The 12,809-nt window shown below is 39.4% G+C and carries 12 protein-coding genes; 3 read left to right on the top strand and 9 right to left on the bottom strand.

Going from position 1 to position 12,809, the window contains the following annotated elements:
* Nucleotides 1-56: 56 nt before the first annotated feature.
* The 4 genes from SanaruYs_RS10590 to rpsT form a co-directional block, all read right to left on the bottom strand.
* Nucleotides 57-674 (bottom strand): DUF1684 domain-containing protein, encoded by a 618-nt coding sequence (locus SanaruYs_RS10590; RefSeq protein WP_127122520.1) that lies wholly within the window; start codon nt 672-674, stop codon nt 57-59.
* Between the two features lie 46 nt (nt 675-720).
* Nucleotides 721-1,965 carry a serine hydrolase domain-containing protein gene (locus SanaruYs_RS10585; RefSeq protein WP_127122519.1) on the bottom strand — a complete coding sequence of 415 codons (1,245 nt, stop codon included), beginning with the start codon at nt 1,963-1,965 and terminating at the stop codon, nt 721-723.
* On the bottom strand, nt 1,962-2,663 hold the full coding sequence (radC, locus tag SanaruYs_RS10580) for a RadC family protein (protein ID WP_127122518.1): 702 nt from the start codon (nt 2,661-2,663) through the stop codon (nt 1,962-1,964). Before radC ends, SanaruYs_RS10585 begins: the two co-directional genes overlap by 4 nt.
* 113 nt (nt 2,664-2,776) lie before the next feature.
* Entirely contained in the window at nt 2,777-3,031 is a 255-nt protein-coding gene (gene rpsT, locus SanaruYs_RS10575) for a 30S ribosomal protein S20 (RefSeq protein ID WP_127122517.1), read from the bottom strand.
* A gap of 91 nt (nt 3,032-3,122) precedes the next feature.
* Here rpsT and SanaruYs_RS10570 point away from each other — a divergent pair, with 91 nt between their 5' ends.
* Nucleotides 3,123-4,088 (top strand): zinc dependent phospholipase C family protein, encoded by a 966-nt coding sequence (locus tag SanaruYs_RS10570; protein WP_127122516.1) that lies wholly within the window; start codon nt 3,123-3,125, stop codon nt 4,086-4,088.
* A 145-nt stretch (nt 4,089-4,233) separates the two neighbouring features.
* Here SanaruYs_RS10570 and SanaruYs_RS10565 read toward each other — a convergent pair whose 3' ends face one another.
* Together SanaruYs_RS10565 and SanaruYs_RS10560 are read right to left on the bottom strand one after the other, a co-directional pair.
* The gene (locus SanaruYs_RS10565) at nt 4,234-5,646 is read right to left on the bottom strand and encodes an inorganic phosphate transporter (protein ID WP_127122515.1); all 1,413 of its coding nucleotides are present in this window, start codon (nt 5,644-5,646) and stop codon (nt 4,234-4,236) included.
* 136 nt (nt 5,647-5,782) lie between these two features.
* Nucleotides 5,783-6,982 (bottom strand): porin, encoded by a 1,200-nt coding sequence (locus SanaruYs_RS10560; RefSeq protein WP_127122514.1) that lies wholly within the window; start codon nt 6,980-6,982, stop codon nt 5,783-5,785.
* 89 nt (nt 6,983-7,071) lie between these two features.
* On the opposite strand from SanaruYs_RS10560, the gene pdeM reads away from it, so the two are divergent.
* The gene (pdeM, locus tag SanaruYs_RS10555) at nt 7,072-7,728 is read left to right on the top strand and encodes a ligase-associated DNA damage response endonuclease PdeM (protein ID WP_127122513.1); all 657 of its coding nucleotides are present in this window, start codon (nt 7,072-7,074) and stop codon (nt 7,726-7,728) included.
* A gap of 74 nt (nt 7,729-7,802) precedes the next feature.
* On the top strand, nt 7,803-9,137 hold the full coding sequence (locus SanaruYs_RS10550; protein ID WP_218022414.1) for a CapA family protein: 1,335 nt from the start codon (nt 7,803-7,805) through the stop codon (nt 9,135-9,137).
* A 64-nt stretch (nt 9,138-9,201) separates the two neighbouring features.
* Here the strand turns inward: SanaruYs_RS10550 and SanaruYs_RS10545 are convergent, their stop codons facing one another.
* The 3 genes from SanaruYs_RS10545 to SanaruYs_RS10535 all read right to left on the bottom strand — a co-directional run bounded on the left by SanaruYs_RS10545 (nt 9,202) and on the right by SanaruYs_RS10535 (nt 12,798).
* On the bottom strand, nt 9,202-11,364 hold the full coding sequence (locus SanaruYs_RS10545; protein ID WP_127122512.1) for a glutamine synthetase III family protein: 2,163 nt from the start codon (nt 11,362-11,364) through the stop codon (nt 9,202-9,204).
* Between the two features lie 310 nt (nt 11,365-11,674).
* Nucleotides 11,675-12,331 carry a 3-oxoacid CoA-transferase subunit B gene (locus SanaruYs_RS10540; RefSeq protein WP_127122511.1) on the bottom strand — a complete coding sequence of 219 codons (657 nt, stop codon included), beginning with the start codon at nt 12,329-12,331 and terminating at the stop codon, nt 11,675-11,677.
* A 50-nt stretch (nt 12,332-12,381) separates the two neighbouring features.
* Entirely contained in the window at nt 12,382-12,798 is a 417-nt protein-coding gene (locus SanaruYs_RS10535) for a four helix bundle protein (protein ID WP_246011888.1), read from the bottom strand.
* Between the last annotated feature and the right edge of the window lie 11 nt (nt 12,799-12,809).

Genomic DNA, 12,809 nt, shown 5'->3' with positions numbered 1-12,809 from the left:
ATTTTATTGAAAGGATGGGTGATGATTATCTTTCAAAAATAAGGCTTTTACCTGAATTATTGATAGGTCTTTTCGCCCGCCCGTATAGCTACGTTGAGGATATTTTCTTTAGGTGGAAATGGGCATGAGAAACTGTCGTTATAAGCGCAATAAGGGTTATATGCTTTATTAAAGTCAAGTGTAATGGAGGTGCTGCCTGGTACTTTATTGATGTCCAGGTAGCGACCGGCTCCGTAGGTTTCGTTGGCACTGGTAGCATCTGCAAAGGCCAGAAATAAAGTGCCGCGTGTTGGTCCCATGTCCATAATTTCGAGTATGAGTAGTCGGCAAGCTTCTCCGTCAAAACTAAATTCAGCATGGGCGTATTCTAAATACCTTGTTTCGAGGCCATCACTGGTGGGTAAGAGTACGGTTTTTTTATCCTTAACGGGAATGAGGTTAGCGGAAATTCGGAAGCGCTCATCAGGTTCAAAATAGGAGAGACCTTTGAATGTGGCTACGCTGTCTGCAAAAGGTGATTCAGAATTATTACGCATGTAATCATCACGATCTTTGCGTGCTGAGGTGATTTGTTTTTTATATTCTTCGCTAGTGCCTGCGGGTTGCATAGCATAGAAAACGATTATTAATCCTACGACAACCAACAGAATAAGTAGTATATTTTTTTGCTTCATGATAATCTTTTATAGTGATGCTCAGTCTTTGTGCTTGAGGGGTAATTTAATTTTTAATTTCTGGTTTCCATTCTTTTATGGCTTCTCTATGCTTATCAAAAATCTGAAAGAAAATGGGGAGACTTGTATCGGCAACCCTTCCTGGTGCATTGGTAAGAACACAAATAGCAATTTTTTCAGATGGAAGTAAAGCTACTTCACTTCGATAACCGGTAACATAACCACCGTGGTAAACCATGGTGTCATTGGTGAAATTAATAATGCGCCAACCTAAACCATAGTGTGCTTTTCTCACCCTTTGCCATTTATAAAAATTTCTGTTTCTTGAGTTGGCTAGTACTTGTGGCGTAAAAAGTGAATCGATGGTGCTTTTTTTAATGATTTGTTCTCTGTGACCCAATAAAGCTTTCAACCATTGCGCCATATCGTTAATGCTCGCATTAACACCGCCAGCAGGGGCAACGTTGTAATATGTGTCTCTGATAGCAGTGGATCGAAATTTCCCACGATTGAAAATGTGGGGTTGGGCTATGTTATCGTTATTAACAAAACTCAGGTAATCAGTAGAGGCATCGATCATGCCTAAAGGTGTAAAAACCTTTTCTTGCAATTGTGTCTCGTAGCTTTTGCCAGTAGCTTCACTCACTACTTTACCTATCAGGCTATAACCAACATTTTGATAACTATACAAAGTACCCGGTTCGCTAATTAATTTTATGTCGCGCAGATAACTTAAAAGTGTATCAAAAGGCAACGCCTCTTCAATCATGTTAGTGTAAGTGTGATAAGGTAAACCTGTTGAGTGTGAAAGTACGTGACGAATGGTTACGGCTTTTGTGTAGTCAGAGGATTTTAGTTTGAAGCCGGGCCAATGTTGCAATACTGTTTGATTCCAGTCTAGTATTTGATCTTCGACAAGAATGCCCGTTAAGAATGATGCAAAGGGTTTTGATACAGACGCTAGTCTGTATGCGGTGTGCACATTTATACTATCAGTGGTGCCAACTTCTTTAAAGCCGTACCCTTTTAGTAAAATAATGACAGAATCATAAACAACAGCAACAGACGCACCTGGTTGATGATGTTTATTCATCAGTAACTGAAAAGCAGAATCAAACTCATTAGCTAACGCTACCAGATGTGGATTGGTGGGAGCATCAACGCTAAGCCTATTGGTTTTAGTTGATGTATCTTTTTTTACACTTTCGAATTTATTGTTCAGTAATGTGTACAATACAAAAAGTGCAACCGCAGAGATAATGAGAACAATAATCTTTCTTTTTAACTTCATAGCATACCCTCATCTGCAAAGCTAAAATATCTTTTGCCTGCGACAATGATATGGTCAAGTAGTTGTATTTCCAGCAGAACACCTGCTTCTTTTATTTTTTTGGTCAATGCAATATCAGCCTGGCTTGCATTTAAGTTACCAGACGGATGATTATGAGCCAGGATCAAGCCACTTGCTAACTCAGCCACAGCTAATTTGAAAATCATTTTAGGGTCTGCCACTGTACCTGCCACACCTCCAGAGCTTATTTGTTGTTTTTTAACAATGCGATTTGCCCTGTTAGTAAGTATTATCCAAAATTCTTCATGAGGTAGATCCATCAAATCGGCACTTACTTGATGAAAGGCATCCTTTGAGGAGGTTATTCTGGGTTTTTCAATGATTGAAAGTTCTTTTCTTCTGCGCCCAAGTTCTAAAGCAGCCACTATTGTAATGGCCTTGGCTTCACCTATTCCTTTTGTTTTGATTAAATCTGTGATGTTCAACCTTGCGAGTTCATCAAGGTTGTTACCGGTAGTCTGAAGTACCTTTTTGGCTAGGTCTAATGCGCTGAGTGAAGCAGTGCCAGTACCAAGTAGAATGGCAATTAATTCTGCATCCGTAAGTGAGGCTTTCCCTTTTAAAAGAAGCTTTTCGCGTGGTCGGTCTTCGGCTGCCCAATTCTTGATCCCCAGCGCTTTATCTTGAATTTCCTGCATCCTTTAAAGTTAAGGATCATAGGATTTTCTGAATATGCTTAAAAGCTCAGGTTTAGATAATAAAAAATCCTTTCTGACTGTATCAGAAAGGATTTTGCATATTAAACCAGGTATTAAGCCAGTTTATTTACTTGCTTAGCCAGTCTTGACTTCTGGTTAGCTGCTTTTTTCCAATGAATGACGTTTTTCTTTGCAAGCTTATCAATCATTGCGGAAACCTCTTTTAAAAGACCTTCAGCTTCTGCCTTAGTCTTAGCTGCACGAAGACCTTTCACCGCAGTACGGGTGGTCTTATGCTGATAGCGGTTTCTTAAACGTTTTGTTTCGTTTGCACGAATTCTTTTCTCTGCTGATTTGTGGTTTGCCATATCTTTTAGCAATAAGGAGTGCAAAGGTAAGGTCTTTTGTGGGAATTGCAAAAGTAGTGGAGAAAATTGCTGAAATTCCTACCTTAACCATATGAAAAGATGGGCTCTTTTACTCGTATCAGGCATTTTATGTGCTTTTTCAGCAAATTTTTGGGGTTTTTATGGACATCCTAAAATTAACAGGCAGGCGGTTTTCTCATTACCACCCGATATGGTGGGCTTTTATAAGGCGAATATTCAATATTTGGCTGAGGCTTCGGTAAATCCCGACAGGAGAAGACTTGCAGTGGTGGATGAAGCGGCACGACATTACATTGACTTGGATCACTATGGCGATAGTGCTTGGTTCAGTATGCCACGTTATTGGAAGCAGGCGGTTGAAAAATTTTCTGAGGATACATTAAAGGAATATGGCATTGTGCCATGGCATGTCAATACCATGTATTACCGACTTAAGGATGCTTTTATGATACAGGATCCATCGGCAGTGCTAAAAATATCTGCCGAACTCGGCCATTATATTGCGGATGCGAATGTGCCTTTGCACACTACCGAAAATTATAATGGTCAGTTAACTAATCAATATGGAATACATGGTTTTTGGGAATCACGGTTACCCGAATTATTTGCTAATGAATATAATTTTTTTGTAGGGAGAGCAGCATACTTAGATAAACCTCAGCAAACTATTTGGGACGGTATTGCCGGTGCGCATTTGAAAGTTGATAGTGTTTTAAGTATTGAGCGCAATTTGTCAGCCTCTTTCGGTGACAGAAAGTATTCCTTTGAAACAAGGGGTAAGCAAACCATTAAAGTTTACTCACAGGAGTTTTCGAAAGCATACCACGCAGCGCTTAATAAAATGGTTGAACGGCAGTTGCGTATTGCTATTAAAATGATTGCGGATTTTTGGTACACGGCTTGGGTAGATGCCGGCCAGCCTGATTTGAGAAAGTGGATTAATTATAAACCCACAGAACAGGAATTAGCCATGAGAAAGGAAGAATTGAAAACATGGAAAATAGAGCAGTTAAAAGTAAGGTCTCATGACGAGTGACACCATGGACTAATATCCAAAGATTTTAAAGTTTAAAAACACCTATGAAGCCTGTAAGTGTTTTAAAGCGCTAAGGCATTTGATAGAAAATCAAAAACTCAAAATGATAAACCAGCTTTTCACTTTTACTATGAAATACAAATCATCAAAGCAGTAATCTGAATAAAAAGAATAATGTCCCTGACAGGATTAAGACAACAGGCAACGTTAAGAACCAAGCGATTAAAATATTCCTTACAGTATCACCCTGAAGATTTTTGATGCCCTTGCTGGCCACCATAGATCCTGCAATACCTGATGACAATACGTGTGTTGTACTTACAGGTAAGCCTAAACCCGAAGACAAACCAATAGTAGCGGCAGCTACCAATTCTGCTGAAGCACCTTGTGCATAGGTAAGATGCTCTTTGCCGATCTTTTCACCTATCGTTTTTACAATACGTTTCCAGCCAATCATAGTACCAAGACCTAGAGAGAAAGAGACCATTAACACAACCCATTGAGGAGCAAAATCAGTGATAGTTCGAACAGATTTCAGTTCACTTTTTAAGATTGCCTTGTCTTTGTCGCTTAACCGTAATTCTTCTTTTTTCAGCATACTTTCAAGATTGCGGTTCATTACCATTATATCTTTTCTAATAGCAAAACGCTCACTTTTCGGAATTACTGCAACAGATGGAGTGCTACTGAGTTTGTTAACCAGACGTGCATGCATCGCTTTAGTGTCGGCAAGGATAACTCTATCGGGTGCAGACAATGTAGAAGAATCCATCACCCCCATAACTTGCTCAATCTTAACGAAGGACCCATTTAAAGATTCAGGTGAAACTGATTCGCTTAACGCAAAATAGCCTGGGACGATACCAATCAAAATAAGCATGATTAAGCCAACACCTTTTTGGCCGTCATTAGAACCATGAAAGAAGCTTACACCGGTACAAGTAGCAATAAGAACAGAACGTATCCACAATGGAGGTGGAGCATTTTTCTTAGGTTCTTTGAAAAGGCTGTCTCCATACTTGGTCTTTTTCGTAAAGGATCTGAGTAAGAACATCAAGACTATAGTCATTGAAAAACCAAAAAGCGGAGAAACTAATAAAGACATTCCAATTTCTTTGGCTTTGCCCCAATTAACTGCTGCTGCGTTTACATCTGGCAATAAAGAATAGGCAATACCAACGCCTAAAATGGAAGCAATAAGTGTATGAGAGCTGGAGCAGGGAATGCCCAGGTACCAAGTAATTAAATTCCATGATATAGCACTAATAAGAAGTGCCATTACCATGGCTATACTCTGCCCCATGCTTTGGTCTACGAGCGATTCTACTGGCAACAAATAAACAATACCCATGGCCACGCTAATGCCGCCAAAAAGTACGCCTATAAAGTTCCAAATACCTGACCAGATTACGGCAATCCATGGCTTTAAAGAGTTTGTATAGATTACAGTTGCTACTGCGTTGGCAGTGTCGTGAAAGCCATTGACAAACTCAAAACCGCAGGCGGCTAAAAGACAAATGACTAGGAGAATGGAGTAAGATAACTCTAATTCAAACATATAATTGAATTGGCGCGCAATCTACGGTTTAATGCTTTTGACAATGTTAACCGAATGTTAAGCTTTTTTTTATGAAAGAAGCCATATAAATTTTAACTATCTGAAAAACAAGTGTTTAAAAAACAAGATAATCAAATTAAATTCCGGCCTCAACCTGAAACCGTACCTGCCAGTTTTTGCTATCAGGTTGTATATCACTCAGCCACTTTCTGTGTTCCAAAGTTACATCGCATTGGAGCTTAACTCTATGTCCTTTCATGTATTTTGTGGTACCAATTGTGTACTGTTTAATATAAGGTGTAAAATCAGCCAGTTCCATATCGGGTTTAACTTCAGAAAAGCGGCTTACCAGTTCCAAGTTATTTTTGAACAAGTAACTGCCCTGAAGATTGAAGCCATGTCCTTTGTAGATAAATGCGTAATCGGATTCAATGGGATCAATAAGAATCAAAGGGTCAATTGTAGACCTGTTTAAATATTCTGATGCCAGCGCCCATCCATTATACTTAAGCAAAAAATCAACCATACCTGTTTCTATATCTCTTTGTTCACCCGGGGGCAAAAATACACCAAGTTGCCCGCCTGTTCGGGTAGCATTTTCGTTATCGGAATAAGTAAGTCCCACCGACACCTTTGGTTTCGGTTCACGGCTCAAATCACCTTCAAAGTAATCACCTCCGTTAGTAAAATAGCCAAAGGGAAGTAATTCAAGCCTACCTGTATAAGCCAGACCACGATCAGACTTGGTAACGTTTCTTCCTTCGCCAGAAGTGATGGCTCCCCTGACCACGTAAGTCATGAAACCAATCTTGTTGTTGTAATAAAATTGTAAACCAAAATCACGATCTACATTAAAGGTAGAGTTTACAATTGAGCGATCTGGTAGTTGTAAGTCACCAGAAGAGTTTACCCTTTGTCTGTTGCCAGGAAGTTTGGTTTGCCCCAGTCCGATGGTGAAGTGTTCATTAACACTGTATAAAACAATGGCGTCACGCACTACATTAGGAAAACCAGTATCATCAAAATCCATGTCTCCTCTGGAGAAAGAAAGTTGAATAACATAGGTGAGTTTCGGATTGTAAATAAAGCCATCAAAACGAAGTCGCAACCTGCGCACCCTGGCTTCAACTTCTTTGATGTCCAGGTCTTCTAAACTTTCGGTAGCAAAAGCAAAGCGGTTTTGTATGCGAAAACGAATATTGAGCATGAAAAGGCTGTCGGGTGAGGTGATGCCAAGCCCTTTACCATATGAAAAGTAAGGGGCAATCGCATTTTGTGCTTGCAAATTTGTACTCATCACGAAAGTCAGGATAAATACAGACAGGAGCTTCTTCATAACTTGAATTTGGGCGCAAGGTAAAAATATACCTTTCAGCTTGTACACCTGTGCACAGGTTTCAGGCTCTTTATTACCTTGCCGGATCAATGAAAAGCCTTAGTCAGTCAGTTTCTTTTACCATAGCCAATGAGTTGCTTCATCTATGGCCTCAACGAGCCCTTTTCTGGCCTGCCAGAGAAACCTTACTACTGGCCGATTTGCACCTGGGCAAGATCAACCACTTCAGAAAATCCGGTGTACCGGTTCCTGTTAAAGCGGATGAAAAAAATCTTGAGCAGTTACTTGAGTTAATTCAGAAAACACAAGCAAAACGGATTATTTTTCTTGGCGATTTATTTCATAGCCATTACAATGATGCTTGGGAGGAGTTTGGACAGCTAATTAAGCATTTCAGAGAAAAAACTTTCGAGTTGGTGTTGGGTAATCATGACATTTTAAGTAACCATCAATACGAAAAGCATGGTATTGTACTTCATGAAAAATTAGTATTGGAACCATTCTTGCTCACACATCATCCTATAGAAAATTACGAGGGCGAATTGTATAACATGGCCGGACATATTCATCCGGGTGCACACATGGTGGGAAAGGGGAAACAAAGATTAACCCTACCCTGCTTTTATTTTGGCAGTAAGCAATGTTTATTACCGGCTTTTGGTGCCTTTACAGGATTGGCGCGCATTACACCAAAGGAAAATGATCAGGTTTTTGTAATCATTGAAAATAAAATTTTGAGAGTTTAATTAAGATAAAAGTATCTGCTTACTGCGATACAAAGAGTATGGTAAAGATAGTTAACAATAAGCATTGTAAAATTTTGAAACTAGTTTTTGTATTGCTAATTATTGGTTTGAATGCGGCTGCGCAGGACACAACGCGCTTGTCTTTATTATTTACTGGCGATGTAATGGGACACGATTCACAAATTGCAGCAGCCTATAATGCAAGTACTGGCAGTTACGATTATACAAGTTGTTTTCAATTTGTAAAACCCTATATCGCTGCTGCGGATTTAGCAATAGGAAATCTGGAGGTTACGCTTGCGGGTGCTCCATATAAGGGGTATCCGGCATTCAGCTCACCAGATGCACTTGCAGTTGATTTACAGGATGTTGGTTTCGATGTATTGGTTACAGCCAATAACCACTCCTGCGATAAGGGTAAACGTGGTATTGAGCGTACTATTGAAATGCTGGATAGTTTTAAGATTGTACATACAGGTACTTTTACAGATGAAGCTAGCCGATTGAATGACTATCCACTCATACTTGAAAAAAATGGTTTTAAACTGGCACTACTTAATTATACTTATGGAACCAATGGCATACCTGTGCCCAAACCGACCATTGTAAACGCAATTGATACCGCACAAATCAGAAAGGATATAACACAGGCAAAACTACCAAACCCAGATTATATCATTGCTTTTATGCACTGGGGCAGCGAGTATCAGTCCCAACCTAATGCCTATCAAAAAGTATTGACTAAGTATTTATTTGATTCTGGTGTTCAATTGGTGATTGGTGCACACCCACATGTATTGCAACCGATGCAATTCAATAAAGAGAATCAGCAGTTAGTAGTTTATTCGCTGGGAAATTTTGTTTCCGGACAACGTGACCGCTATAAAAATGGTGGCGCTATGGTGCGGATTGATCTTTCTAAAATTCGTAACGACTCTGTTATCACCAAACATATCGATTCAGTCAACTATATCTTGCAATATGTACATCGCGATGCACAAAAAAAATATGTGGTACTTCCTGTGCCTACTTTTGAGAATGATACCACCGGTTTTATAAAAGATGAGCTTTCGAAGCAAAATTTTAAAACTTTTATCACCGACTCCAGACTACTCTTTAGCAAGTACAACGCAAATGTTAATGAAAGCAGACTTCTGCATTTCGATTCAACAAGTTATAGCATCAAATTATTTACGGTTGAAAAAACAAATAGCAGGGTGCCGGTACCACCTTTGGATACTTTCTATGGCTTGCATACAAATGAGACAAAAGATGGGAAGGTTGATTATTATTTAGGCTTTTTCAAAAGCCGGGAAGAGGCGGAACGTATTCTGGAAAATGTTAAAAAAAGTATGCCTTATCACGATTCTTCAATAGCTATTTTTTATAACAGTAAACCTGCTGAATAGCCTAAAAACAGAAAAGGCGATATCGATTGCTCGATATCACCTTTTCATAGGTTTAGGTTTAGGTTTAACGAAGGAACAAAAGTTCTCTGTATTTTACAAGTGGCCAGTCCTCATCATTTACTAAAAGTTCTAAATCATCAACTGCTTCACGGATAATTTCGAAGTATTTCTCCTTCACATCCTCACAATAAGCAGTTGCTTTTTCATGGGCATCAGTCATTTTATTAATTCGCTTACGCTCCTCAATCATGTTGTGCACATTGGTTTTAATGGTTTCAATGTGTCCGCTGATCTCCTGAATGGTTTTTACCACTGCTTTATTGTCGATACCTAAGCCTTTCAAGCCATTAGCATTGTCTATTAACTTACTCTGGTAAGCGATAGCAGTAGGAATAATATGATTGATAGCCAGATCTCCCATAACACGAGATTCTATTTGCACACGTTTAATGTAAGATTCCAATTTAATCTCTTGACGTGCTTCAACCTCTTTATGGTTATAGATGCCGTGGCGTTCAAATAACTCAATTGATTTTTTAGTCAAATAAGCCTTAACCGCTGCTGGCATGTTTTTGTGGTTAGACAAACCGCGTTTTGCAGCTTCTTTAACCCACTCATCACTATAACCATCGCCTTCAAAACGAATAGTTTTGGATTCTTTAATATAACGTCTTAATACGTTTACGATCGCTAATCTTTTTTCAGTTCCCTTTTCAATATCTTGGCTTACTTCCTCATGCAGTTTTTCTAACTGATCAGCTACAATTACATTCAAGGCCGTCATAGCTGTGGCGCAATTGTCGCTTGAACCAACTGCACGAAACTCAAACTTATTACCAGTAAAGGCAAAAGGCGAAGTACGGTTACGATCTGTATTGTCAAGTATAATTTCAGGTATATGATCAATACCCAACTTCATATACATGTTATCACCTTTCTCAATTTTAACGTTACCCTTGCTTTCTAATTCATCAAGCACAGCACTCATTTGCGAACCCAAGAATGTAGACATGATAGCCGGAGGTGCTTCATTGGCACCCAAACGGAAATCATTCGCTGCTGTGGCAATACTTGCTCTTAATAGATCAGCATGTTCATGCACTGCTTTTACAGTGGTAACAAAGAAAGTGAGGAACATGAGATTATCACGTGCGCTACTGCTAGGGGCAAACAAGTTAACGCCAGTGTCAGTAATCAAAGACCAGTTGTTATGCTTACCACTACCATTTACCCCTGCAAAAGGTTTTTCATGGAATAACACGCGTAGATTATGTTTCTCTGCAACACGCCCCATCACATCCATTAATAATTGGTTGTGGTCGTTGGCTACGTTTACTTCTTCAAACATAGGGGCTACTTCAAATTGGCTAGGAGCCACTTCGTTGTGGCGCGTGCGCAATGGAATACCAAGTTTCCAGGCTTCAACTTCAAATTCTTTCATGAAGTCGTAAGCACGTGCAGGGATAGAACCAAAATAGTGATCCTCTAACTGCTGACCACGTGCAGGTGCATGACCAAATACTGAACGACCAGCCATTACCAAGTCAGGACGAGCCATATATAAAGCTTCATCTACAAGGAAGTACTCTTGCTCAATACCCAATGATGCAGTAACCTTTGTAATCTCACGGTCAAATAACTGAGCAACTTTAGTGGCAGCTTTATCAACAACTTTTATTGCTTTTAATAATGATGCTTTTGTGTCTAATGTTTCACCTGTGTAAGAAACAAAGATGGTAGGGATACATAAAGTCTTTCCATACAGAAACATTGGTGAGGAAGGATCCCAGGCTGTATAACCACGGGCTTCGAAAGTGCTACGGATACCACCACTGGGGAAAGAAGAAGCATCAGGTTCTTGTTGAACTAATTCACTTCCTTTAAATTTTTCAATTCCAGAGGTGCCATCAAAGAAGCTATCATGTTTTTCAGCGGTACCACCTGTTAGGGGTTGGAACCAGTGTGTAAAATGGGTAGCACCTTTAGTAATAGCCCAGCTTTTGGCTGCTGAAGCTACTGCATCTGCAGTCACTTCATCAATTTTTTCACCATTGCGGATGGCTTGACTTACTTTTTTAAAGACAGCTGGAGCTAAAGTCGCTCTCATTTCTTCAATAGTGAAAACACTCTCACCAAAGAAGTCGGAGATCTTAGCAGAAGGCAATTCAACATTAATTTTAGGCCTGGTGGCCAATTGGTCAAGGGCTTTGAAGCGCAAATGTGCCATAAGTGGTATGTTTTTTAAGCAGTTTCGGCTGCAAAAGTATGCATTTAATCAAAGATGGGTTAAAAATGAGGCTATTTTTATTTTGGATTGATAAATTCTGATGAAAAAGCGTATAAAATAAGCCTTTAAGCGATACGAAAGGTGAATTTTGAACTGATTGAGGGCTTTATCTAAATATATTGCTCCATTCCTCGGACTGTGTCCTCACAGACCGAAATGTGATGGAATCGATTTGAAAATTTGATGAGTTTTTGCTGTTCTTTGAAGACACAGACCAGGGATTTAGGATGACAAAGACAAGTGATTATTTCTAGATACTCATTTCTTTAACATCACCCTCTATGATAAGTCGTCCTGCTGTTGCATTTTTTATTTGCTCAACAGAAACACCTGGAGCACGTTCTAACAACTTAAAACCGCCTACAGGTAATACATCCAACACAGCCAGATCACTCACTATTTTTTTCACGCATCTGATACCTGTTATCGGAAGCGAACATTCTTTCAACAGTTTGGATGCGCCATCTTTACTACAATGCTGCATGGCTACAATGATGTGTTTGGCCGAAGCAACTAAGTCCATAGCACCGCCCATGCCCTTCACCATTTTGCCAGGTACTTTCCAGTTAGCAATATCTCCCCGCTCAGATACTTCCATGGCACCGAGAATAGTTAAATCAACATGACCACCACGTATCATGGCGAAACTTTCGGCAGAATTGAAAAGTGCCGAGCCAGGCATCATGGTAATGGTTTGCTTACCCGCATTAATCAAATCTGGATCGACTTTGTCTTCAGTAGGGAAGGGGCCGATACCTAGCAATCCATTTTCTGATTGCAGTACAACATTAAGGTCTGCAGGAATGTAATTAGCCACAAGTGTAGGAATACCAATACCTAAGTTGATATACATACCATCTCTAACTTCTTGTGCGATACGTTTTGCTATTCCGATTTTGTCTAACATAAATCTAATTTGTTGATGTGCTTATGTGTTGATATGATGATTCGTTGATTTTAGTTGGGCTTTGCCTTAGAAGATGATATTATTTTTGATAACACTTTTTTAATGCTGAGTATTTGTGAAAGTAGCTCATCACAATTTGGATAGGATTCAGTTTCATGACAAATCTCTAACCAATATTCGGTTTCGTCCGCTTCTTTCGCTGCTAGTTTAATTTTGTGAATAAAATCAGCTCTTGATTCTGCATTTTGAGCCTCACGAACATTTGCGCCAATTGAAGTTCCAGATCGAATTAACTGATTAGCTACGGCAAACTTTCTATTGCTCTCAAGTATTTCAGCAAATTTTACAATAGCCAATGCAAATTGAAAGGTAAGAGATACAATTAGATTCTCTTTTAGTTCAGGGTTATATTTCTTAGTTACCTCCATATAAAAAGGACTTTTGAATAAATCACTTAATACGTTCATCAGTAAGCTGT

It is taken from the genome of Chryseotalea sanaruensis (assembly GCF_003990915.1).
In the GTDB taxonomy this organism is placed as follows: Bacteria; Bacteroidota; Bacteroidia; order Cytophagales; family Cyclobacteriaceae; genus Chryseotalea; species Chryseotalea sanaruensis.
Note: the sequence above shows the minus strand (reverse complement) of the source record. Positions and strands in the feature narration are given on the sequence as shown.

Excerpts from the sequence above, each read along its gene's own strand:
- pdeM (WP_127122513.1), top strand. The coding sequence starts at position 7,072 with ATGAAAAGCCTTAGTCAGTCAGTTTCTTTTACCATAGCCAATGAGTTG.
- SanaruYs_RS10535 (WP_246011888.1), bottom strand. The coding sequence starts at position 12,798 with ATGAACGTATTAAGTGATTTATTCAAAAGTCCTTTTTATATGGAGGTA.
- SanaruYs_RS10540 (WP_127122511.1), bottom strand. The coding sequence starts at position 12,331 with ATGTTAGACAAAATCGGAATAGCAAAACGTATCGCACAAGAAGTTAGA.
- SanaruYs_RS10565 (WP_127122515.1), bottom strand. The coding sequence starts at position 5,646 with ATGTTTGAATTAGAGTTATCTTACTCCATTCTCCTAGTCATTTGTCTT.
- SanaruYs_RS10545 (WP_127122512.1), bottom strand. The coding sequence starts at position 11,364 with ATGGCACATTTGCGCTTCAAAGCCCTTGACCAATTGGCCACCAGGCCT.
- radC (WP_127122518.1), bottom strand. The coding sequence starts at position 2,663 with ATGCAGGAAATTCAAGATAAAGCGCTGGGGATCAAGAATTGGGCAGCC.
- SanaruYs_RS10590 (WP_127122520.1), bottom strand. The coding sequence starts at position 674 with ATGAAGCAAAAAAATATACTACTTATTCTGTTGGTTGTCGTAGGATTA.
- rpsT (WP_127122517.1), bottom strand. The coding sequence starts at position 3,031 with ATGGCAAACCACAAATCAGCAGAGAAAAGAATTCGTGCAAACGAAACA.
- SanaruYs_RS10570 (WP_127122516.1), top strand. The coding sequence starts at position 3,123 with ATGAAAAGATGGGCTCTTTTACTCGTATCAGGCATTTTATGTGCTTTT.
- SanaruYs_RS10560 (WP_127122514.1), bottom strand. The coding sequence starts at position 6,982 with ATGAAGAAGCTCCTGTCTGTATTTATCCTGACTTTCGTGATGAGTACA.
- SanaruYs_RS10585 (WP_127122519.1), bottom strand. The coding sequence starts at position 1,965 with ATGAAGTTAAAAAGAAAGATTATTGTTCTCATTATCTCTGCGGTTGCA.